General features: G+C 74.3%; 21 protein-coding genes. 9 read left to right on the forward strand and 12 right to left on the reverse strand.

Going from position 1 to position 22,125, the window contains the following annotated elements:
* Nucleotides 1-88 precede the first annotated feature (88 nt).
* The 5 genes from ACH4PY_RS31860 to ACH4PY_RS31880 are packed head-to-tail and all read left to right on the forward strand — an operon-like array spanning nt 89 to nt 6,636.
* Nucleotides 89-2,203 (forward strand): bifunctional aldolase/short-chain dehydrogenase, encoded by a 2,115-nt coding sequence (locus tag ACH4PY_RS31860; RefSeq protein ID WP_398190955.1) that lies wholly within the window; start codon nt 89-91, stop codon nt 2,201-2,203.
* A 13-nt stretch (nt 2,204-2,216) separates the two neighbouring features.
* Nucleotides 2,217-3,737 (forward strand): rhamnulokinase family protein, encoded by a 1,521-nt coding sequence (locus tag ACH4PY_RS31865; protein ID WP_398190957.1) that lies wholly within the window; start codon nt 2,217-2,219, stop codon nt 3,735-3,737.
* 48 nt (nt 3,738-3,785) lie between these two features.
* Nucleotides 3,786-4,547, forward strand: coding sequence for a (Fe-S)-binding protein (locus ACH4PY_RS31870; protein ID WP_398190960.1), 762 nt, complete (start codon nt 3,786-3,788; stop codon nt 4,545-4,547).
* On the forward strand, nt 4,544-5,986 hold the full coding sequence (locus ACH4PY_RS31875; RefSeq protein ID WP_398190963.1) for a lactate utilization protein B: 1,443 nt from the start codon (nt 4,544-4,546) through the stop codon (nt 5,984-5,986). Before ACH4PY_RS31870 ends, ACH4PY_RS31875 begins: the two co-directional genes overlap by 4 nt.
* On the forward strand, nt 5,983-6,636 hold the full coding sequence (locus tag ACH4PY_RS31880) for a lactate utilization protein C (RefSeq protein ID WP_398190966.1): 654 nt from the start codon (nt 5,983-5,985) through the stop codon (nt 6,634-6,636). The genes ACH4PY_RS31875 and ACH4PY_RS31880 overlap by 4 nt, the downstream gene beginning before the upstream one ends.
* A 48-nt stretch (nt 6,637-6,684) precedes the next feature.
* On the opposite strand, the gene ACH4PY_RS31885 is transcribed toward ACH4PY_RS31880, so the two are convergent.
* On the reverse strand, nt 6,685-7,005 hold the full coding sequence (locus ACH4PY_RS31885) for a hypothetical protein (protein WP_398190969.1): 321 nt from the start codon (nt 7,003-7,005) through the stop codon (nt 6,685-6,687).
* Nucleotides 7,006-7,480: 475 nt separating this feature from the next.
* Between ACH4PY_RS31885 and ACH4PY_RS31890 the strand changes: the two genes are divergently transcribed.
* Entirely contained in the window at nt 7,481-7,876 is a 396-nt protein-coding gene (locus ACH4PY_RS31890) for a hypothetical protein (protein ID WP_398190971.1), read from the forward strand.
* Here the strand turns inward: ACH4PY_RS31890 and ACH4PY_RS31895 are convergent.
* Nucleotides 7,870-9,051, reverse strand: coding sequence for a hypothetical protein (locus ACH4PY_RS31895; protein ID WP_398190974.1), 1,182 nt, complete (start codon nt 9,049-9,051; stop codon nt 7,870-7,872). The two genes, ACH4PY_RS31890 and ACH4PY_RS31895, sit on opposite strands and share 7 nt — an antisense overlap.
* 47 nt (nt 9,052-9,098) lie before the next feature.
* A complete protein-coding gene (locus ACH4PY_RS31900; protein WP_398190976.1) occupies nt 9,099-9,275 on the reverse strand; it encodes a hypothetical protein in 177 nt (58 codons plus the stop codon).
* A gap of 208 nt (nt 9,276-9,483) precedes the next feature.
* Between ACH4PY_RS31900 and ACH4PY_RS31905 the strand changes: the two genes are divergently transcribed.
* Nucleotides 9,484-9,807 carry a hypothetical protein gene (locus ACH4PY_RS31905; protein WP_398190979.1) on the forward strand — a complete coding sequence of 108 codons (324 nt, stop codon included), beginning with the start codon at nt 9,484-9,486 and terminating at the stop codon, nt 9,805-9,807.
* Between the two features lie 142 nt (nt 9,808-9,949).
* Here the strand turns inward: ACH4PY_RS31905 and glnA are convergent, their stop codons facing one another.
* Nucleotides 9,950-11,359: a type I glutamate--ammonia ligase gene (glnA, locus tag ACH4PY_RS31910; protein WP_398190982.1), complete on the reverse strand. Its 1,410-nt coding sequence runs from the start codon at nt 11,357-11,359 to the stop codon at nt 9,950-9,952.
* 197 nt (nt 11,360-11,556) lie between these two features.
* Between glnA and ACH4PY_RS31915 the strand changes: the two genes are divergently transcribed.
* On the forward strand, nt 11,557-12,024 hold the full coding sequence (locus ACH4PY_RS31915; protein ID WP_398190985.1) for an RDD family protein: 468 nt from the start codon (nt 11,557-11,559) through the stop codon (nt 12,022-12,024).
* 101 nt (nt 12,025-12,125) lie between these two features.
* Here the strand turns inward: ACH4PY_RS31915 and ACH4PY_RS31920 are convergent, their stop codons facing one another.
* The 4 genes from ACH4PY_RS31920 to lipB all read right to left on the reverse strand — a co-directional run bounded on the left by ACH4PY_RS31920 (nt 12,126) and on the right by lipB (nt 15,239).
* Nucleotides 12,126-12,803, reverse strand: a complete 678-nt coding sequence (locus tag ACH4PY_RS31920; RefSeq protein ID WP_398190988.1) for a DUF4191 domain-containing protein — start codon at nt 12,801-12,803, stop codon at nt 12,126-12,128.
* Between the two features lie 66 nt (nt 12,804-12,869).
* Entirely contained in the window at nt 12,870-13,148 is a 279-nt protein-coding gene (locus tag ACH4PY_RS31925) for a hypothetical protein (RefSeq protein ID WP_398190991.1), read from the reverse strand.
* A gap of 250 nt (nt 13,149-13,398) precedes the next feature.
* Nucleotides 13,399-14,376 carry a lipoyl synthase gene (lipA, locus tag ACH4PY_RS31930; RefSeq protein ID WP_398190994.1) on the reverse strand — a complete coding sequence of 326 codons (978 nt, stop codon included), beginning with the start codon at nt 14,374-14,376 and terminating at the stop codon, nt 13,399-13,401.
* A 59-nt stretch (nt 14,377-14,435) separates the two neighbouring features.
* The gene (lipB, locus tag ACH4PY_RS31935) at nt 14,436-15,239 is read right to left on the reverse strand and encodes a lipoyl(octanoyl) transferase LipB (protein ID WP_398190997.1); all 804 of its coding nucleotides are present in this window, start codon (nt 15,237-15,239) and stop codon (nt 14,436-14,438) included.
* Between the two features lie 289 nt (nt 15,240-15,528).
* Between lipB and ACH4PY_RS31940 the strand changes: the two genes are divergently transcribed.
* Nucleotides 15,529-17,355, forward strand: a complete 1,827-nt coding sequence (locus tag ACH4PY_RS31940) for a regulator (protein ID WP_398191000.1) — start codon at nt 15,529-15,531, stop codon at nt 17,353-17,355.
* A gap of 485 nt (nt 17,356-17,840) precedes the next feature.
* Here the strand turns inward: ACH4PY_RS31940 and ACH4PY_RS31945 are convergent, their stop codons facing one another.
* From ACH4PY_RS31945 to ACH4PY_RS31960, 4 genes are all read right to left on the reverse strand, one after another.
* Nucleotides 17,841-19,109 carry an NAD(P)/FAD-dependent oxidoreductase gene (locus tag ACH4PY_RS31945; RefSeq protein ID WP_398191002.1) on the reverse strand — a complete coding sequence of 423 codons (1,269 nt, stop codon included), beginning with the start codon at nt 19,107-19,109 and terminating at the stop codon, nt 17,841-17,843.
* A 166-nt stretch (nt 19,110-19,275) separates the two neighbouring features.
* Nucleotides 19,276-20,172 (reverse strand): TIGR01777 family oxidoreductase, encoded by an 897-nt coding sequence (locus tag ACH4PY_RS31950; protein ID WP_398191005.1) that lies wholly within the window; start codon nt 20,170-20,172, stop codon nt 19,276-19,278.
* 124 nt (nt 20,173-20,296) lie between these two features.
* Entirely contained in the window at nt 20,297-20,809 is a 513-nt protein-coding gene (locus ACH4PY_RS31955; RefSeq protein WP_398191297.1) for a DUF4240 domain-containing protein, read from the reverse strand.
* Between the two features lie 186 nt (nt 20,810-20,995).
* A complete protein-coding gene (locus tag ACH4PY_RS31960) occupies nt 20,996-21,994 on the reverse strand; it encodes a GNAT family N-acetyltransferase (protein WP_398191008.1) in 999 nt (332 codons plus the stop codon).
* Nucleotides 21,995-22,125 lie beyond the last annotated feature (131 nt).

Genomic DNA, 22,125 nt, shown 5'->3' on the forward strand with positions numbered 1-22,125 from the left:
TGATTCAACACCAGTCGCACGCACGCGGCCGGTACGGACGGACGGACGACAGGCCCGCGGCAGGCGGGCCGGCTAGGGGCAGGACATCATGACGGCACAGGACGCCCACGGCGGGCAGCAGCGCCGCGACAGCCACGACGGCGCGACCGGCGGCAGCGGCAGCGGCGACGGCGGCGAGACGGTCGCGGCCCTGCTGGCGCGCTCCCGCCGGCTCGGCGCCGACCCGCGCAACACCAACTACGCGGGCGGCAACACCTCCGCCAAGGGCACCGGCACCGACCCGGTCACCGGCAAGGACGTCGAGCTGCTGTGGGTCAAGGGCTCCGGCGGCGACCTCGGCACCCTCACCGCCGCGGGCCTCGCCGCGCTGCGGCTCGACCGGCTGCGCGCCCTCACCGAGGTCTACCCCGGTGTGGAGCGCGAGGACGAGATGGTCGCCGCCTTCGACTACTGCCTGCACGGCCGCGGCGGCGCCGCCCCCTCCATCGACACCGCCATGCACGGCCTGGTCGGGGCCGCGCACGTGGACCACCTGCACCCGGACTCCGGCATCGCGCTGGCCACCGCCGCCGACGGCGAGCGGCTGACCCGCGAGTGCTTCGGCGACCGCGTGGTGTGGGTGCCGTGGCGCCGCCCCGGCTTCCAGCTGGGCCTGGACATCGCCGCGATCCGCCGGGACAACCCGCAGGCCGTCGGCTGCGTCCTCGGCGGGCACGGCATCACCGCGTGGGGCGACACCAGCGAGGAGGCCGAGGCGAACTCGCTGCACATCATCCGCACCGCCGAGGCCTTCCTCGCCGAGCACGGCAGGCCCGAGCCCTTCGGCCCGGTCCTGGACGGCCACGCGCCGCTGCCCGAGGCCGAGCGCCGCGAGCGGGCCGCCGCACTGGCCCCGCTGATCCGCGGCCTGGCCTCCACCGACGCCCCCCAGGTCGGCCACTTCACCGACTCCGAGGCGGTCCTCGACTTCCTGGCGCGGAGCGAGCACCCGCGGCTGGCGGCGCTCGGCACCTCGTGCCCCGACCACTTCCTGCGCACCAAGGTCCGCCCGCTGGTCCTCGACCTGCCGCCCGCCGCCCCGCTGGAGGAGGCCGAGGCCCGGCTGCGCGAGCTGCACGCCGCCTACCGCGCCGACTACGCCGCCTACTACCAGCGGCACGCCGTGCCCGAGTCGCCCGCGATGCGCGGCGCCGACCCGGCGATCGTGCTCGTGCCGGGCGTCGGCATGTTCTCGTTCGGCAAGGACAAGCAGACCGCGCGCGTCGCCGGGGAGTTCTACGTCAACGCGATCAACGTCATGCGCGGCGCCGAGGCGGTGTCCTCGTACGCGCCCATCGAGGAGTCGGAGAAGTTCCGCATCGAGTACTGGGCGCTGGAGGAGGCCAAGCTCCGGCGGATGCCGCAGCCCAAGCCGCTGGCGACCCGGGTGGCGCTGGTGACCGGGGCGGGCTCCGGCATCGGCAAGGCCATCGCGCACCGGCTGGTGGCCGAGGGCGCGTGCGTCGTCGTCGCCGACCTGGACGCGGGAAGCGCGGCCGCCGTGGCGGACGAGCTCGGCGGGCCCGACCGCGCGGTGCCGGTCACCGTGGACGTCACCGACGAGGCGCAGATCGCCGCGGCCTTCCGCGCCGCGGCCCTCGCCTTCGGCGGCGTGGACCTGGTGGTCAACAACGCCGGGATCTCGATCTCCAAGCCGCTGCTGGAGACCACCGCCCGGGACTGGGACCTCCAGCACGACATCATGGCCCGCGGCTCCTTCCTGGTCTCCCGCGAGGCCGCCCGCGTCATGCTGGCGCAGGGGCTGGGCGGCGACATCGTCTACATCGCCTCCAAGAACGCCGTCTTCGCCGGGCCCAACAACGTCGCCTACTCCGCCACCAAGGCCGACCAGGCCCACCAGGTGCGGCTGCTGGCCGCCGAGCTGGGCGAGCACGGCATCCGGGTCAACGGCGTCAACCCCGACGGCGTGGTCCGCGGCTCCGGCATCTTCGCCAAGGGCTGGGGCGCGCAGCGGGCGGCGACCTACGGGATCGACGAGAGCGAACTTGGCGCCTTCTACGCCCAGCGCACCCTGCTCAAGCGGGAGGTGCTGCCCGAGCACGTGGCCAACGCCGTCTTCGCCCTGACCGGCGGGGAGCTGAGCCACACCACCGGCCTGCACATCCCGGTGGACGCGGGTGTCGCCGCGGCCTTCCTGCGCTGAGAGGTCCGTACCCGTGCCCTCCCCTTCCCCCGCGGCTTCCCCCGCGGCTTCCCCCGCGGCTTCCCCCGCGGCCTTCGCCGCCGCCGACCTCGGCGCCACCAGCGGCCGGGTCGTCGTCGGCCGCGTCACCCGCGACAGCCTCGCGTACGAGGTCGTGCACCGCTTCCCGAACACCCCCGTCCGGCTCCCCGACGGACTGCACTGGGACGTGCTCGGCCTGCACCGCGAGGTCGTCGCCGGCCTCGGCAAGGCGCTGCGGCAGACCCCGCTCGCCTCCGTCGGCATCGACTCCTGGGCCGTCGACTACGGGCTGCTCGACGCCGACGGCGCCCTGGCCGGCGCCCCCTTCCACTACCGCGACCGGCGTACGGAGGGCGCGCCGGAGCGGGTGTGGGAGGCGCTGGACGCGGCCGAGCTGTACCGCGTGACGGGTTTGCAGCACCTGCCGTTCAACACCGTCTTCCAGCTCGCCGCCGCCCGCGGCACCTCCGCCCTGTCCAGGGCCCGGCACCTGCTGCTGCTCCCGGACCTGCTCACCCACTGGCTCACCGGCAGTATCGGGGCGGAGGCCACCAACGCCTCCACCACCGGCCTGTACGACGCGCGGGCCGCCGACTGGTCGCCGCCGGTCCTGGCCGCGCTCGGCCTCGACCCCGCGCTGCTGCCGCCGCTGCGCGACCCCGGGGACCCGGCGGGGGTGCTGCTGCCGCACGTCGCCGAGGAGGTGGGGGCGGCGGGGCCGCTGCCGGTCACCGCGGTGGCCTCGCACGACACCGCCTCGGCCGTCGCGGCGGTGCCCGCGCAAGGGGACGGCGCGGTCGCGTACGTCTCCTGCGGCACCTGGTCGCTCGCCGGGCTGGAGCTGGAGCGGCCCATCCTCACCGAGGCCGCGCGCGGCGCCAACTTCACCAACGAGCGCGGCATCGACGGCACCGTGCGCTTTCTGCGCAACATCATGGGCATGTGGCTGCTGGAGGAGTCCCGCCGCACCTGGGCGCTCCAGGACGGTACGGCCCCGGGCCACGAGGAACTCGTCGCGCGGGCCGCCGCCGCGCCTGCCTTCGCCGCCGTCATCGACCCGGACGACCCGGACTTCGCCGCGCCCGGCGACATGCCCGCCCGCATCGACGCGTACTGCCGCCGCACCGGCCAGCGCCCGCCCGCCGACCGCGGCTCGCTCGTCCGCACGGTGCTGGAGGCACTGGCCCTGGCCCACGCCCGCACCCTGCGGGCCGCCGCCCGGCTCGCCGGGCAGGAGATCCGCACCGTCCACCTCGTCGGCGGCGGCGCCCGCAACGACCTGCTGTGCCGGCTCACCGCCGACGCGACGGGCCTGCCCGTGGTGGCGGGCCCCGTCGAGGCCACCGCGCTGGGCAACCTCCTGGTCCAGGCCCGCGCCCGCGGCCTCGTCCACGACCGCCACGACCTGCGCCGCCTGGTCGCGGCCACCCAGCCGCTGCGCCGCTACGAACCCTCGGGCCCGCGCGGCCCGTGGGACGCGGCGGCCGCCCGGCTCGGCCTCGGCCTCGACTGACCCGGACCGCCCGCACCACCGCGACCACCCCCGGAAGGACAACCCCCTGTGCGCGTCGCCCTGTTCGCCACCTGCGTCAACGACGCCGTGCTGCCGCGTGCCGCCGTCGCGACCGTCCGGCTGCTGGAACGGCTCGGCGTGACGGTGGACTTCCCCGCCGCCCAGTCGTGCTGCGGCCAGCCGCAGTTCAACACCGGCTACCGGCGGATGACCGAGCCCCTGGTGCTGCGGATGGCGCGGGCCTTCGAGGGCTACGACCACGTCGTCACCCCCTCCGGGTCCTGCGCGGCCATGGTCCGCGAGAACTACCCGCGGATCGGCGCCCGCGCGGAAGGCGAGGGCCGCGGCCCAGAACTCGCCGCCGCGGCGGGGGAGATCGTGCCCCGGGTACGGGAACTGACCGAATTCCTGGTCGACGTGCTGGGCGTCACCGACGTCGGCGCGTACTTCCCGCACCAGGTCGCCTACCACCCCTCCTGTCACGGCCTGCGCACCCTCGGCCTCGGCACCCGGCCGCTCGCCCTGCTCGGTGCCGTACGCGGCCTGGAACTGGCCGAGCTGACCGGCGCCGAGGAGTGCTGCGGCTTCGGCGGCACCTTCGCCGTCAAGAACCCGGACGTCTCCGCGGCCATGGGCGCCGACAAGGTGCGCAGCGCCCTGGACAGCGGCGCCGACGTGCTGTGCGGCGCCGACAGCTCCTGCCTGCTGCACCTCGAAGGCCTGCTGCACCGGCAGGGCGCCGCCCTTTCGGCCGTGCACCTCGCGGAGATCCTCGCCGCCACCGAAACCGACCCCTGGAGCCCCGCATGAGCGGTACGTACCTGGGCATGCCGGCCTTCCCGAAGGCCGCGAAGACCGCCACCAAGGACGCCGGGCTGCGCGCGAACCTGCGGCACGCCACCCACACCATCCGCGACAAGCGGGCCCGCGCCGTGGGCGAACTCGACGACTGGGAGGAGCTGCGGCAGGCCGGCCGCCGGATCAAGGACCACACCCTGCGCCACCTCGGCACCTACCTCACGCAGCTGGAGTCCGCGGTCACCGCCGCCGGCGGCACCGTGCACTGGGCCGCCGACGCGGACGAGGCCAACCGGATCGTGGCCGGCCTGGTGCGGGCGACCGGCGAGACCGAGGTCGTCAAGGTCAAGTCGATGGCCACACAGGAGATCGGCCTCAACGCGGCCCTCGCCGAGCAGGGCATCACCGCCTACGAGACGGACCTCGCCGAGCTGATCGTCCAGCTCGGCGACGACCTGCCCTCGCACATCCTGGTGCCCGCGATCCACCGCAACCGCACCGAGATCCGCGACATCTTCGCCACGAAGATGGCCGAGTGGGGCCGCCCCGCCCCCGAGGGCCTGACCGACCGGCCCGCCGAACTCGCCGAAGCCGCCCGGCTGCACCTGCGGGAGAAGTTCCTGCGGGCCAAGGTCGCGGTGTCCGGCGCCAACTTCATGATCGCCGAGACCGGCACCCTGGTGGTCGTCGAGTCCGAGGGCAACGGGCGGATGTGCCTGACGCTGCCCGAGACCCTGATCTCCGTCGTCGGCATCGAGAAGGTGCTGCCGCGCTGGGAGGACCTGAACGTCTTCCTCCAGCTGCTGCCGCGCTCGTCCACCGCCGAACGGATGAACCCGTACACCACCATGTGGACCGGCACCACGCCGGGCGACGGCCCGCGCGACTTCCACCTCGTGCTGCTCGACAACGGCCGCACCGCCACTCTCGCCGACGACGTGGGCCGCCAGGTGCTGCGCTGCATCCGCTGCTCGGCCTGCCTCAACGTCTGCCCCGTCTACGAGCGGGCCGGCGGCCACGCCTACGGCTCCGCCTACCCCGGCCCGATCGGCGCCGTCCTCACCCCCCAACTGCGGGGCACCGAGAGCGAGGTGGACGCCTCACTGCCCTTCGCCTCGTCACTGTGCGGGGCCTGCTACGAGGTGTGCCCGGTGGCCATCGACATCCCGGAGGTGCTGGTGCACCTGCGCGAGCGGGTCGCCGAACAGCCCGGCCACCGCGCCGAGCGCGCCGCGATGCGCGCCGCCACGTGGCTGCTCGACCACCCCGCCGCCCTGGCCGCCGCCGAACGCGCGGCCTCCGCGACCCGTGGCCTGCACCCGCGCTCCCTCCCGCTGCCCGGCCCGGCGGGCGCCTGGTCCGCCGAACGCGACCTGCCCCGGATGCCGGCCCGGCCCTTCCGCGCGTGGTGGCGGGACCACGCCGCGTCCCGTGAGGAGCAGACCCCGTGACCAGCAGCCGTGACGCCGTCCTGGCCCGTATCCGCGAGGCGACGCGCAACGCCCCCGACCCCGCGATGCCGCCGACGGCGGGCGGGGCGCCCGCCGCTCCGCCGCCGGCGTCCCCGGAGAGCCACCGCGCCCTCGTCGCCGTGCTCGCCGAGAACCTCGCCGACTACCGCGCCCACGTCCACCACGCCGCCGAGGCCGAGGTGCCCGCGGTGGTGGCACGGCTGCTCGCCGCCCGCGCGGCGCGCAGCGTCGCCGTGCCACCCGGGCTGCCCGCGGGCTGGCTCGCGGCCGCGGACGGCGTCGAGGTCCGGCAGGACACCCCCGAGCGGCCGCTCACGGCCCTGGAACTGGACGGTGTGGACAGCGTGCTGACCGGCTGCCGGGTGGCCGTCGCCGTGACCGGCACGATCGTGCTGGACGCCGGCCCCGACCAGGGCCGCCGGGTGCTGACGCTCGCCCCCGACCACCACATCTGCGTCGTCCGCACGGCCACCCAGACCGTCGCCACGCTCGCCGAGGCCCTCCCGCGCCTGACCCCCACCCGCCCCCTCACCTGGATCTCCGGCCCCTCCGCCACGAGCGACATCGAACTCGACCGCGTCGAGGGCGTCCACGGCCCCCGCACCCTGGACGTCATCCTGACCGACTGACCCCCCGCGGTGACGGCACCGGCCGGGCGGCACCTGCGCCGCGCACCCTCAGCTCCCGTCCGGCTCTCCCTCCGCCTGCTCCCGGTCGGGCGGCCCGGCAGCCGAAGGGCCGTGGCCGCTGTGGCTGCCGTGGCGCAGCTCGTCCCGCACCCGCCGCCAGGCCCGGATGGCGGACTGCCGGTCCAGCGCGGCGAGACGCTCCAGCGCGGCATCCACGACGCCGGGCCAGCCGGGCATGCCGAAGTGGTGCGAGGCCCTGAAGACGGCGGTGAACGCCCGGTGCAGCAGGGCGTCACGCCACCCCTGGCCGCGCATCAGGTTCTCGGTGATCCAAACCTGCTCCCCGACGTTCCGGACGAAGTCGGCCACCGGTCCGCCCGCGGCCCGCAGCGTGAAACGGGAGCCGCCCGCCCACGGGAGGTCCGGATCCGAGGCGACGACCGTGAACGCGCCCAGCCGGTCCGGCCCGCCGTCACGGGCGGCGGCGAGCGCCTTGCGGGCCCGGCGGTACAGGTCGGCGCCCTGCGCGAGGACGTCACCGGCTCCGCGGGCTGCGCCTCGTTGACCAGGTGATGGGCGAGCCTGTCGGCCACGGCGCCGCGGGCGGTGATCATGGCGCCGCTCAGCAGCATCTCCGCGTGCGCCAGCGGACGGTCCGCACGGTCGACCGAGGGCGGAGGCTCCGGGGCCTCGGGGATCCAGGTGTGGGCCGACTCCAGCGATATCGACAGCCACGCGGTCCGCGACGTACGCGCTGAGGATCCTGCTGCACACGCTGAAGGGCGACTACATCGGAGCCACCGAGGGCACGCCGTTCGGCTACCAGGACCTGGACCGTGAGGCGATGGACGCGTACGCGGCCTTCCAGCACGGCTGCCGGGAAGCGCGCCGCCGCCTGCGGGCGGAACCCAACCTCCTCGCGGAGTCCATCCGCGCGATGCGGGCCGACGAGACGACGGACCGCGACGACCGGGCGCAGATGCTGGAGAACGAATCGGATCTGAGCCTGATGCGAGTGATCATGATCGTGACCCCCGACCCCTGGGACGACGTCTCCGAGGAGGCCCACCGCACGGTCCTCGGCCACCTGATCCAGCAGACAGGCCCACCCGGCCCCCTCAGCCTGCCCGACGCGGACCGCTTCCCCATCCTCCGGCGCGTCCCCGAACCCTCCCCGCCGCCCGGCGCCGCCGCCCCGGGCGACGGGACGGCGGGCACCGGACCGTCTCCGGCTCAGTAGCGCAGGACGGCCGCGACGCCGCCCGCGGCGAGCAGGGTGTCGTCGGGGACGAAGAGCACCTCGGACTCGGCCTCCACCGCGTTCTCCACGAGCTGCTCGACGATGTCGGTGGCCAGGCCCTCGGTGTCGGCGGGGGCCTGCGCATCGCGCCGCGGGTCGGGGAGCGTGACGGGCTCCGGGTAGGGCTCGACGGCCAGTTCGCGGCCGTCGTCGGTGATGTGGCCCGCCACCGCGAGGCTGTCCTCGACCACCAGCAGCTTGACGCGGTTGTCGGCGGCCGCGGTCCATACCTCCTGGGGGCCGCCCGCGTACTTCTGCTGCGCGCCCGCCGTGCCCAGGTCCTCCAGGACGTCTGCCACCTGCCGGTCGTGGAAGTCCCGAAGCAGCGGCTCGACCCGCTCGGCCAGGACGGACGCCGGGTCGTTGTCCATGCCGGTCAGCGGGAGGGTGCCGGCGATGCGGCCGCGGTGGGAGGTGAGGCCGGTGAAGACCGACAGCGCCTTCTCGCTGCCGACGACGAACAGCGGCGCACCGTGGTGCTCGTCCAGCACCGGCGTCAGCCGGGCGTCCACCGTGCGCAGATACTGCTTGACCCGCTCGCCGTGGCTCTCGTACGGGGCCGCGTGCGGGATCGGCCCGGGGAGGGCGTCCTCCGGTGACGGGATCTGCGGGGCTTCGGGGAAGCCGTGCCGCGTCACCTCGACCAGCTCGCGTACCGAACCCTGGTAGAGACGGCACGTGCCCTGGTCGAGGACGAGCACGAGGTACGGCCGGGCGCGCTGCTCGGCCGCCACCGCGTACCGCGTCAGAAAGGCCGTCGCGAACTCCACCCGCGGCACGACCGCGGGCGAGGTCAGCTGCCACAACTGCACCGGCTCGCCTGCCGCAACGTGTACGACGAGCGCGCCCGCGGGGTGGAAGGGCGCGCCCGCCTCCTCGATCGCCTCCGGGTCCAGGATCCGGTCGCGCAGCTCCAGCCGTGCGTCGCGGGGGACCTCGGGGTCGTCCGCCAGCTGCCTTCTGGCCTGCACGACGAGGTCGCGCAGGAGGATGCGGTCCTTCTCGCCGAACGGGCGGTCGGGATCGGTCGGCATCGCCAGCGTGATCGCGGGATAGGGCCGCGGCCTGCGCAGGCCGTCCAGGGTCTCGGGAGTCAGGTCGGACGTGTGCACCATGCCACCTTCACTGGTTTACGGCGACTTTTCGGGCAGCTGGGCGGGCTCTACGGGGCCCAGTGGCCGTTCGGTCCGCGGCGCTCGCGCGGCTGCTGCCGCTTGGCCTGGACAGGGTCCGTGGGCTGCCGCTCCGCATGCGGGATCTGCGTGTGGAAGTAGAGCTGCTTCCCCTGCCCCCGCGCTCCCAGACCGTGATGGCCCTTGACCGGAGAGTTCTTGCGCATGGCCCTCAGCTCCTCAACAGGCTTCCTCGCGTACGGGGAGCCGAGCTGACGGGCACCCCGTCTCTTCCCTTCACGCTACGCCGCAGCCGCGGGTGGTGCGACATGGCCGCGGGTCGTCATGGCACCTAAAATGATGATGTACAGGGGCAATTCGCTTGCGCCTACCCTGCCCCTACGGATGACGCGCTGGTGAGCGAGGGGAGCAGCCATGGCACACCACCACAAGTCCAACCGCGCGGTCGAGGGCGACCCCGACACGGGTCACAGCCGCGGCCTGCCGGAACGCCCTGACGCGGACCGCCTGCAGACGCATACCGAAGCAGACCGCCGCGCCGTGGCCGACGCGGAACCTCCCTCCGCCGAACAGGCCGCCGCGGACGGCGACATCGCCGCCTGGACCCGCCGACTCCGCAGCGAGGCCCCTGCCCTGCCGCCCGAGCAGGCGCAGAATTTCGTCCACGACCTCTACTTCGGCGCCCAGCGCGCCCTCGACCGAAAGGTCTGGGAGGCCGACTTCGAACGCGACGAGTAAGGGCTGTGCCCTCCGATGCTCCCCCTCGCACGTGAGGCGTGAGGGCGTGGACGGACGCGCAACGACAAGAGCCTCTGAGCCGCGGTTTCGCAGCTCAGAGGCTCTGTAGTGGCCCCTCGCACAGAGGGGCCGAGGTCCCGGTTTAGAGGTCGAAGTAGAGCTCGAACTCGTGCGGGTGCGGGCGGAGCTGGATCGGGGCGATCTCGTGGGTGCGCTTGAAGTCGATCCAGGTCTCGATCAGGTCGGCGGTGAAGACGCCGCCGGCCTGGAGGTACTCGTTGTCCTCCTCCAGGGCGGTGAGGACCGCGGGGAGGGAGGTCGGGACCTGGGGGACGCCGGCGTGCTCCTCGGGGGCCAGCTCGTAGAGGTCCTTGTCGATCGGCTCGGCGGGCTCGATCTTGTTCTTGACGCCGTCCAGGCCGGCCAGGAGGAGGGCGGAGAAGGCCAGGTACGGGTTGGAGGACGGGTCGGGGGCGCGGAACTCGACGCGCTTGGCCTTGGGGTTCGAGCCGGTGATCGGGATACGCATCGCGGCCGAGCGGTTGCGCTGCGAGTAGACCAGGTTGACCGGGGCCTCGAAGCCGGGGACCAGGCGGTGGTAGGAGTTCACCGTCGGGTTGGTGAAGGCCAGCAGCGACGGGGCGTGCTTGAGGATGCCGCCGATGTAGAAGCGGGCGGTGTCGGACAGGCCCGCGTAGCCCTGCTCGTCGTAGAAGAGCGGGTTGCCGCCCGACCACAGGGACTGGTGGACGTGCATGCCGGAGCCGTTGTCGCCGAAGATCGGCTTGGGCATGAAGGTCGCGGTCTTGCCGTTGCGCCAGGCGACGTTCTTCACGATGTACTTGAAGAGCATCAGGTCGTCGGCGGCGGCCAGCAGCGTGTTGAACTTGTAGTTGATCTCGGCCTGGCCCGCGGTGCCGACCTCGTGGTGCTGGCGCTCGACCTGGAGGCCGGACTTCTCCAGCTCCAGGCTGATCTCGGCGCGCAGGTCGGCGAAGTGGTCGACCGGCGGGGTCGGGAAGTAGCCGCCCTTGTAGCGGACCTTGTAGCCGCGGTTGTTCTCCAGGGCGCCGGTGTTCCAGGCGCCGGCCTCGGAGTCGATGTGGTAGAAGGACTCGTTCGACGACGTCTGGAAGCGGACGCTGTCGAAGACGTAGAACTCCGCCTCCGGGCCGAAGTACGCGGTGTCGGCGATGCCGGTCGACGCGAGGTAGGCCTCGGCCTTCTTCGCGACGTTGCGCGGGTCGCGGCTGTACTGCTCACCCGTGATCGGGTCGTGGATGAAGAAGTTGATGTTCAGCGTCTTGTCGCGGCGGAAGGGGTCCACGCGCGCCGTGGACAGGTCGGCGCGCAGCGCCATGTCCGACTCGTGGATCGCCTGGAAGCCCCGGATGGACGAGCCGTCGAAGGCGAGTTCCTCGCTCGGGTCGAACGCCGATGCCGGGACCGTGAAGTGCTGCATGACACCGGGCAGGTCACAGAACCGGACGTCGACGAACTTGACGCCCTCGTCCGAGATGAACTTGTTGACGTCGTCGGCGTTCTGGAACATCCCACTCCTCCTAGGCCCGGCCGACCGGCCGGGGCTGGCGATCGAGGTGCGGCCACTGGGCGCGCCCACACTGCCATGACCTTAAGGACCTGGCATTTCTCAAGCATGACCCATTTGTTTCGTAGGTGTTAACCGGGTGGTGGCGCACCGGGTCCCCGGGGCGCGGCGCTGGGCCGTCCGGGGGTTACCGTGGTCGGGTGGACAACAGGGAAGTCATCGGATCGTGGCTCTCGGGGCCCCGTGCGGCAGCCGAGAAGATGGGCGTGGAATTCGGGTACCGCGGTGAGCGCCTCGGGCTCCCGGAGAACGGGCCCGGCTCCATCGCCTCCGTCGGCCGGCGTATCGCCGCGCTGTTCATCGACTGGTTCCTCAGCGTACTGATCGCATACGGTCTGCTCGCGCACCGTCACGCCCATCTGGCGAACAACTGGGCGCTGTTGGTGTTCGGCGCGGTGAGCATGATCGGTCTCGCGCTCGTCGGCGCGACGCCCGGCAAGCTCATCATGCGGACCCGGGTCGTGCAGATCGACGGCAAGCGCCTCACCCCGCTGGGCGCGGTCCTGCGCACCGTGCTGGTGCTGCTGGTCGTCCCGGCCGTCGTCTTCGACCGCGACACCCGCGGCCTGCACGACAGGGCCGTCAAGACCGTCCAGATCCGCGTCTAGCCCGCCGGCCGGTCCGGCCCGGCCCACCCGCGGCAGGGCCCGGACGCCGGAAAGGGCGCCCCCGTGACGGGAGCGCCCTTCCGGGTCAGGTGAGGGAGAGGTCAGCGGCCCTTGGGCATCCGCATGCCCTTGGGGAGCGGGCCCTTCGGGATGGGCAGCTTGGACATCGGGTCGCCCAGCGCGCGCAGCCGGTCGTTGACCTGGGTGGTCTGCGGGCCGGTCAGGGTGCGGGGGAGACGCAGCAGGGTCGTCCGCAGCTTCTTGAGGGACAGCTCGCCCTCGCCCGTGCCCACGATGTAGTCGTGCACCGGCACGTCGTAGACGATCCGGGCGACCTTCTTCTTCTCGTTGGCCAGCAGGCTCTTGACGCGGTTCGGGTTGCCCTCGCCGATCAGCACCACGCCGGCCTTGCCGACCGCCCGGTGCACCACGTCCTGGCTCTTGTTCATGGCCACCGCCGGTGTCACGGTCCAGCCGCGGCCCACGTTCTGGAGCACTGCCGCGGCCGCGCCGGGCTTGCCCTCCAGCTGCCCGAAGGCGGCCTTCTCGGCGCGGCGGCCGAAGATCACCGCCATCGCGAGGAAGGCCAGCAGGAAGCCCAGGATCCCGGCCCAGATCGGATGATCGATCAGGAATCCGAGTGCGAGGATGACACCGAAGGTGACGATTCCCACAGCCGCCACGATCAGCCCGACCTTGGGGTCGGCCTGCCGGGTCATCTTGTACGTCTGAGCGATCTGTGCCAGTCGCCCAGGGTTCTCGGATGTCTTCCTCGCCATGGGGCAAAGGATACGTGGCCGCGAGCTCGCCCGTCACGGCGACCACCTGCTGTGCCGGGGTCCGGCTCAGTCGCGTACGGCGTCCTCGCGTGCGGCCGTGGCCAGGGCCGCCGCCGGGTCCGGGACGGCGCCGGTCGTCAGGGCCGCCATCTCGTGCTCGGCCTCCCGGCGGTCCCGGGCGCGCTGCCGGTCGGCGACGACGGACGCCCAGGCGTTGCGCCGGGCGGTCTGCTGGCCACCACGCAGCAGAAACGATTCGACAGCTCGCAGCGCGCCGGCCACCGGCGTGTGCGTGGGCAGGTGCAGATGCAGGTGCGGACGGGCGTGGACCGACTCGGACGGCATGGCGTCCCCCTCAGAGGCAACGAGACGAACCGGAGTGCGCGGTGCTGTGTCGTACGTGGCGCGGACGGGGTGGGCGGACTCCCGTACCGGCCGTGAGAACCAGGCTCGCGACAACGTGTTACCAGCCGGTGACCACCCGGTCAATCTCACATGAAAGCCCCACCCCCGCCCGCACCCCGCCCCGCCAGGTCACTCTTCCGGCAGCCCGGCAGGGCCAGGTGAGGGGACTCACACCCGAGCCCCCGGCGGCTCAGCCCGCGTGCACCGCGCCGGGCACCGCGCCCAGCCGCGCGCGGCGGTCGACGGCCTGCTGGAACAGGCGCCCGGCGCGGTAGGACGAGCGGACCAGCGGGCCCGACATGACACCGGCGAAGCCGATCTCCTCGGCCTCCTCCTTCAGCTCCACGAACTCCGCGGGCTTGACCCAGCGCTCCACCGGGTGGTGCCGCACGGAGGGACGCAGGTACTGCGTGATGGTGATGAGCTCGCAGCCCGCGTCGTGCAGGTCCTGCAGCGCCTGGCTGATCTCGGCGCGCTCCTCGCCCATGCCCAGGATCAGGTTCGACTTGGTCACCAGGCCCGCCTCGCGGGCCCGCGTGATCACTTCCAGGGAGCGCTCGTAGCGGAAGCCGGGGCGGATCCGGCGGAAGATCCGCGGCACCGTCTCGACGTTGTGCGCCAGCACCTCCGGGTGCGCCCCGAAGACCTCGGCGAGCTGCTCGGGCACCGCGTTGAAGTCCGGGATGAGCAGCTCGACCTTGGTCCGTCCGGCGGCCCGGTCGGCGGTCATCGCGTGGATCTGCCGCACCGTCTCGGCGTACAGCCAGGCGCCGCCGTCCGCCAGGTCGTCGCGGGCGACACCGGTGATCGTGGCGTAGTTCAGGTCCATCGTGACGACGGACTCGCCGACGCGGCGCGGCTCGTCCCGGTCCAGCGCCTGCGGCTTGCCGGTGTCGATCTGGCAGAAGTCGCAGCGCCGGGTGCACTGGTCGCCACCGATCAGGAACGTCGCCTCGCGGTCCTCCCAGCATTCGTAGATGTTGGGACAGCCGGCCTCCTGGCACACCGTGTGCAGGCCCTCGCGCTTCACGAGCGACTGCATCTGGGTGTACTCGGGGCCCATCTTCGCCCGGGTCTTGATCCACTCGGGCTTGCGCTCGATGGGGGTCTCGCTGTTGCGGACCTCCAGGCGCAGCATCTTGCGTCCGTCGGGTGAGACTGCGGACACGACCGGCTCCCTAAAGCTGAGATTGTGCCTGAGGCTTTGATTCTTCGGTGAACGCCAGCTTACGCCGCGGAATTCCTGGACGGCTCGTCGATGACCCGGGGCAGCGGGACGGCCGTGGTCAGGACGTCCGCGAGGTGCTTCTCGACGACCGGCAGCACCTCGGCGACGGTGACGTCCCGGCCCAGCTCCTCCGCGAGCGAGGTGACACCGGCGTCCCGGATGCCGCACGGCACGATGCGGTCGTACCAGGTGGTGTCGGGGTCGCAGTTGAGGGCGAAGCCGTGCATGGTCACGCCCTTGGCGACGCGGATGCCGATCGCCGCGAGCTTGCGGTCCTCGCGCCGCTGGCCGGCGTTGGAGGGCGCGTACTCCGGGCCGTTGAGCCGCGGGTCGAACTCGTCGTCGGTCAGCCGCGGGTCGAAGTCCAGCGTCAGCCCGCTCGGCCGCTTCTCGACCGGGTCGCCCAGCACCCACACCCCGCTGCGCCCCTCCACCCGGGAGGTCTCGACGCCGAAATCGGCGGCCACCCGGATCAGGGCCTCCTCGATCCGGCGGACGTGCGCCACGACGTCCACCGGGCGCGGCAGCTTCAGGATCGGGTAGCCCACGAGCTGGCCGGGGCCGTGCCAGGTGATCTTGCCGCCGCGGTCGACGTCCACCACCGGGGTGCCGTCCAGCGGGCGCTCGCTGTCCGCGGTACGCCGCCCCGCGGTGTAGACCGGCGGGTGCTCCAGCATCAGGACGGTGTCCGGGATCTCGTCGGCGAACCGCGCCGCGTGCACCGTGCGCTGCTGCTGCCACGCCTCCTGGTACTCCACGGCGTCGGGCCCGAAACCCAGGTGAACGAACTTCAGCTCACTCACGGCGACTCCTTCGCGGTGCGGCGGCGCGGCCGACGCGGGTTGTCGTGAGGCGCCCCGTCAACTGTACGGCGGACGCGCGGAGCAACCCTGCGCGGGGCGGGCCCGCCGGGCGTGCGACGGCGTGACCCATACCACGGTGACCACCACCGGCGCGGGTTGCTTACCCGGCAATGCGGACCGTTGTCGCTCAATCGGACGAATACGGGGCTCTTGTGGCGAGCCGGACGGCCCCGGCCGTTACATTCGCGCCGATCCGACGTTGCCGCATGGGAAGAGGGCCGTACCGCCGATGGCCGACAGTGTCACGCCGCGCACCCCGAACGCGCCCTCCGCAGTCCCGGCCCCCGGGCCCGGACGCCCCACCGCCACCGGCCACCACCCGCCGCCCGCGCAGTCCGCACCGGACACGGCGGACGCGGCGGAGGAGACGGCCCTGGACACCGACCCCGAAACCGGCCAGGACCCGCGGACCGGCCCCGCCGAACCCGGCGGGCCCGCCGGTACCGGCCGCGGCGAACGCACCCAGCACCGCAACGCCCGGCTCGCCGCGCTCATCGCCGAAGCGGGCTTCTCGCACGCCGGCCTCGCCCGCCGGGTCGACCGCCTCGGCCAGGAACACGGGCTCGACCTGCGCTACGACAAGACCTCCGTGACCCGCTGGCTGCGCGGCCAGCAGCCGCGCGGCACCACACCCGCGCTCATCGCCGAGGTCTTCACCCAGCGCCTCGGCCGCCGGCTGTCCGCCCAGGACCTCGGGCTCGACGCGTGCGCGCCCGTCTACGCCGGACTCGAATACGCCGCCGGCGCCGCCGAGGCCATCGACATCGTGAGCGGCCTGTGGCGCAAGGACACCGGCAACCAGGCCGAACTGCGCAAGATCGCCTTCTCCCCGGCGGGTCTTGTCGTCCCCAGCCGCGACTGGCTCATCGGCGCCGCCGACGACTCCGTGAGCCGCCTGTCCACCCCCGTCCCGCAGTCCCGCACCACCGCCGTCCCGCGCACCCCGCCGCCCGGCACCGCCACCGCCGCACGCCCCCCGGGCCTTCTGCCCGGAGGAACGTACGGCGGCCCCGCGCGCGGACCCGTCGCCGCGTACGGCCCGGCCCGTCCGGGAGCCGACGGCGGGGCGCGGGTGCCCGCGCAGAGCCGCGGCCCGCAGCGCGGCGCCGGACCGGACGGCCGCGCCCTCCCGCCCGCCGCCGTGGGCCGCGTCGGCGCCGGGGACATCGCGGCGCTGCGCGCCGTCGGCGACCTCTTCCGCACCCTCGACCACGCCTACGGCGGCGGCCACGCCCGCCAGGCCCTCGTCCGCTACCTCGAACACGAGGCCGAACCCATGCTGCGCGGCAGCTACGGCGAGACCCAGGGCCGTCGGCTCTTCGCCGCCGTCGCCGACCTCACCCGGCTCGCCGGGTGGACCTCCTACGACATCGGGGCGCACGGCCTCGCCCAGCGCTACTTCGTCCAGGCGCTGCGCCTCACCCAGGCCGCGGGCGACCGCGTCCACGGCGGGTACGTCCTCGTCACGATGAGCCGCCAGGCGGTCTACCTCGGACACGGACGCGAAGCCGTGCAGCTCGCCCGGGTCGCCCAGCAGGGCGTCGGCACGTCGGCGCCGCCCGCGGTGCGGGCACTGCTGCACGCCGCCGAGGCACGCGGACACGGCGTCCTCGGTGAGACCCGCGCCTGCACCGCCGCACTCGCCCGCGCCGAACGCGCCTACGCCGCAGCCCGCCCCGGTGACGAACTGCCCCCCTGGGCGCGCTTCTTCGACGAGGCCCAGCTCGCCGACGAGTTCGGCCACTGCCACCGCGACCTCGGCCAGTACCGGGCCGCGGTCGCGCAGGCCGAACGCTCCCTCCAGCTGCGCGCCGCCGGATACGCCCGCAGCCGGCTCTTCTGCCGCGCCGTCCTCGCCTCCGCGCGGCTCGCCCTCGGCGAGGTGGACGCGGCGTGCGCCCTCGGGGCGGAGGTCGTCCGCGGGGCCGCCGACATGCGGTCCGCTCGCGCGGCGGATTACGCGCGGGACTTCGCGCGGCGTCTCGACCCCTACCGCGACACCTCCGCCGCCCGCGCCTTCTTCACCCGCACATCCCCCGCGGGCCTCCCCCTCTGACCCCGCGCCTGCGTTGCCGCGCGGGCCGGTGGGACGGTTCGGTTTCGCTCCGGACCACCGGCCGGTGGTGGGCTGCTCGCTCCGTTCTCCCCCAGAGCTTCGCCTGGGGGTACCCCCACGCGCCCCTGCGGGGCGCTGCTTCTGCTCGGCGGGGCACCCGTTTTTTAGGGGCGCGGGGAACTGCGCGCTCAGCCACCAACGTGGCGCGGGTCGTCACCGGCCCGAAGGGGCAGTTCGGTCCGCTCCGGACCACCGGCCGGTGGTGGGTTGCTCGCTCCGTTCTCCCCCAGCGCCTTCGCCTGGGGGTACCCCCACGCGCCCCGGGTGGTGCCCGGCGGGGCATCGCAAAGCTCCCGCGCTCCGGGTGGTGCCCGGCGTGGTAGCGCAAAGCCCCCGCGCCTCTGGTGGTGTCCGGCGTGGCAGCGCAAGGCTCCCGCGCCCCGAGGGGCTGCCCCGCGCGGCAGCGCAAGCCCCCCCGGGTGGGGTCAGGCCGCGGCCTGGTGGGGGGAGGGGGAGGGGAGGGCGTCACGGGCCACCGTGGAAGCGGCGCGGCGCGCGGAGATCAGCGCGCCCTGCACCGTGCTGGAGGTGCGGTGCGAGCCGCAGACGTAGAGGCCGTCGAGGAGCCGCACGGGCCGGTGCAGGTCGTGCGGCGCGGGCATCGCGGCGACCGCCTCGGGGTCGGTGCGGACCCCGAGCAGCTCCCACTCGTCCGTCGGCGTGTCGTACAGCTCCGCGAGATGCGCCCGTACGGTCTTGTCGGAGTCGCCGTCCGGCGGCGGGCCGAGGACGACCGAGGTGATCAGGGGGCGTCCGGCGGGCGCGCGGGTCGGGTCGATCGCCGAGGCGGGCAGCGAGTGGGAGACGGGCCCGAGCCGGTCCGCGTCCAGGACGAGCACCGGTTCCCGCAGCGGCGCGGTCGGCGCGGTGTGGTGGTAGACCGTCACCTGGTGGAAGCCCGGCACCCGGAGCCCCGGCAGCAGTTCCGCCGCGGCCCGCGCGCCCGTGGCCACGAGCACCGCCCGGCAGGGCAGTTCCGTGCCGTCCGCGGTGCGCACGCTGTGCACCGCGACCCGCTCCGCGCGCGTACCCAGCCGTACCGTGCCCGGCGGCAGCGCGGCCGCGAGGCGTTCGGGCAGGCTCGCCGCGCCCCCGGCCGGTACGCAGGTGCGGCCCCGGGCGAAGCCGCGCAGCACCAGGTCGGCGACCCGGCTGGACGTTTGGAGCTCGGGGTCGCACAGCAGCGCGGCCAGCAGCGGCCGCAGGAAGCCCTCGACGCTGCGCGGCGCGAAGCCGCGCCGGGCCAGGGCCTGCGCGGCGGTCGTCTCGGGACGCGCGGCGAGCCGCCCGTCGGGTGCGCCGGCGAGCCGTCCGAGGGTCGCGGCGAGCCGGGCGCGGTCCAGCGCGGAGCCGAGGCCCGCGGCCCGTATGCCGCGCGGGTCGCCGACCCGGTAGCCGCGTCCCCCGGCGCGGACGAGCGCGCCGGGCGCGAGCGCGGCGAGCGGCAGTCCGCGCAGGCCGGGCACCCGGTGGAATTCCGGGTAGGAGGTGTTGAGCAGTTGCGGCCTGCGGTCGAGCCGGAAGCCGTCGACGGTGTCGGTGGCCATCCGGCCGCCGACCCGTTCCGTGGCCTCCAGCACGCCGACCGTCAGGCCCGCGTCCAGCAGATGGTGCGCTGCGGCCAGGCCCGCGAGGCCCGCTCCGATCACGATGACGTCCACAGGTGCTGTGGTCTTGCCGCGTGCTGACAGCACGATGTCCCTCCCCGAGGTTCGGGTCGACTCCCCGCTCGTAAGGCGCCCGCGCGGGGCGCGCGACCGGTGCGGCTCGGTCGGTGGGGCGCGCGCGGCGCGGAACGCTGGTAAGGGTCATGCCCTCATCAAAGGTCCTTGATGCGGGCGCAACCGGCCTGATCCGGCCTTATCCGGTACGCAACGCCGCCCGGATCGCGTCGTCGATGCCGGGGTGCGCGAAGGTGAAGCCGGACTCCAGCAGCCGCGCGGGCAGCACCCGCTGGCTGCCCAGCACGTCCCCGGCGAACTCGCCGAGCGCCGCCCGCAGCACCGGTGCCGGTACGGCCGCGAGCGTCGGCCGGTGCAGGACGCGGCCCATCGCCGCGGTGACCTCACGGTTCGTCAGCGGCTCGGGCGCGGTCAGGTTGACCGGGCCGGTGAGGGCGGCCGTGTCGAGGATGTGCCGCAGCGCCGCGAGCTCGTCCCGCAGCGAGATGAAGCTCCAGAACTGCCGCCCGTTGCCGAGCCGGCCGCCCAGGCCCGCCGTGAAGATGGGGAAGAGCCGCCCCCACGCGCCGCCCTCGCGCGCCACGACCAGGCCCGTACGGGCGAACGCGGTACGGATCCCCGCCGCCGCGGCCGGCTGCGCGGCGGCCTCCCAGTCGCGGACCAGCTCCGCGAGGAAGCCGTGCCCGGCGGGGGCGGACTCGTCGACGGGCCGGTCGCCCGTGTCGCCGTAGTAGCCGATCGCGGAGCCGCACACCAGGACGCGCGGGGGGACGTCCATCGCGGCGAGCGCTTCGGCCAGCGTCCGGGTGCCGACGACCCGGCTGTCGTACAGCACCTTCTTGCGAGCCGCGGTCCAGCGCCGGTCGCCGACGCCGGCGCCCGCGAGGTGGACGACGGCCTCGACGCCGGTGAGGTCCCGCGGGTCGAGCCGGCCCGCCGCCGGATCCCACCGCACCTCGTCCGGGCCCGCCGGCTCGCGCCGGACCAGCCGTACGACCTCGTGCCCGTCGCGCTCCAACCCCGCGCGCAGCGCACCCCCGATGAGTCCCGACGCACCTGTGACGGCAATCCGCATGCCCTCATCCTCTCCCGGAGCGCTCGCCCCCGCCGCCGGGCGCGCGGTTCTGCTGCGTCGTTCCGTTCCGTCGTCCGCTCCGGACGGGCCCGCGCCGCCACGCGGGGCGCCCGCCGGGGGAAGCTCAGGCGTACGCGTCCCACAGACGCGGCAGCCTCGCCGCCATCGCCGTGGAGTCGTCGAAGTCGAGGGCCTCGCCCTCGGGGTCCTCCTGGGGCGGCAGCCCCAGGTCGGGCAGCGGGAGCGCGGTGAGCCGCTCGTACGCCTCGTCGGCGGCGTAGCCGACGTCCTCCGCGTCGCCGTCCGTGTCGGGGTCGAAGCCGGGGACCAGCTCGGCGAGGTCGTCGGGCGCGGCGAGGGCGCCCTCGAAGACGTGCCGGCCCTGGGAGATGAGCCAGCAGCGGAAGTAGTCGAAGGACTCCTCGTCGGCGCCGCCGAGCATGATGTCGGCGGCGGCCCACAGGTCCCAGTGGAAGGCCCGCAGGAAGCGGGTCTCGAAGTGCCGTGCGAAGTCGAGCACGGCCTCCGGGTCGAGCCGGGTGAGGCGCTCGACGAGCAGGTCCGCGTGCTCGTCCGGATCGCCGCCCGCCGCTTCGCGCGTGCTGTCGACGATCTCCCAGAACTCCGTCTCGTCCATCACCGGTCCAGCTTCCCGGTTGCCGCGGGCGCATGCACGCGATCTCCGCCGGACGCGTCCGTGTCGTTACGCACACCGGTGCGCGGCACGGCGCGCGGTCCCGGCCCCGCGCCCGGCCGGCACGCCCGAAAGGCCCGCCCACGGGGCGTACGCCCGAAAGGTGCGTGCGCCTGTGGGGTGTGCGGCTCAGCGACCGCGCAGCCGGTGGCGGTAGCGGACGGTGCGGCGCAGCGGACGGAAGCCCAGCGTCGCGTTGACGGTGAGCAGGTGGCGGTTGTCGTCGGGAACGGCGGTGTACAGCTCGGTCAGGCCCGGCTGCGCGGCGGCGGTGCGGCGCAGCAGCTCGGCCGTCATCCACAGGGCGAGGCCGTGGCCGCGGTGGTCGGGGACGACCGCGGCGTCGTACTGGCGGGCGCGGCGCGCGCCGTCGCCGGGGAGCAGCACGGTGGCGTAGCCGACGAGGTCGCCGGTGTCGTGCAGCGCGGCGACGGTGAGCAGCCGGTCGCCGCGGCGGGCGGCCAGCTCGGCGGTCTCGTGGACGCACGAGGGGTCCCAGCGGGTCGCGCCCGGGGCGAGTCCGGCCTCCGGGGGGAGCGGCGGGAGAGTGCGCAGGGCGGCGGTGAAGCCGTCGGCGAGGGTGTCGGGGGCCGCGCCCTCCCAGGCGGTGAGCCGGTAGCCGGGGTGCGGTACGTCGGGGAGCTTGGCGACGGCGGCGGGCAGGTCGTCCAGCGGCAGCCGCTGCCAGGTGCGGCGCAGGACGGGGACGAAGCCGCGGGTGGCGAGGAAACCCTCGCCGGAGGTGCCGGACGTGACCTCGCCGACGAGGCTGCCGCAGCCCTCCGCGGCCGCCGCCTCGGTGACGGTCGCGAGCAGCCGTGAGCCCGTGCCGAGCCGGCGGTGCGCCGGGTGCACGGTCATCCGGATCTCGCCGACGGCCGCGGTGCCGTCGGTGTCCGCCGGGAGGCGGAGGGACGCGGTGGCCACCGGGTCGGAGGCCGCGCCGCGCAGCAGCCACAGCACCTGCCGGCGGCCGCTGCCGGTCGTGGTCAGCCGCGCCCGGACCGCGGCGTGCGAGGGCACCGGCTCACCGGGCCGGTCGTGCGCGAACGCGGCCGACTGCACGCGGTACCAGGCGTGCAGGTCCTCCGCCGTGGGGGCGGCCAGCGGGGTGGGGTTGGCAGGCATCCGGGGCAAGCTAGCGGGTACGTGTAACACCCCGCAATCCCTTTCGGGCCAACAATGCTGCCCAATTCCCCCAAGCGTCAGGGCACTTGGGCCAGGACGGGCCGCGGCCCGCCGAACGGCGCGGCGCGGGT

Source organism: Streptomyces sp. NPDC021224 (assembly GCF_044332905.1).
GTDB lineage: Bacteria > Actinomycetota > Actinomycetes > Streptomycetales > Streptomycetaceae > Actinacidiphila.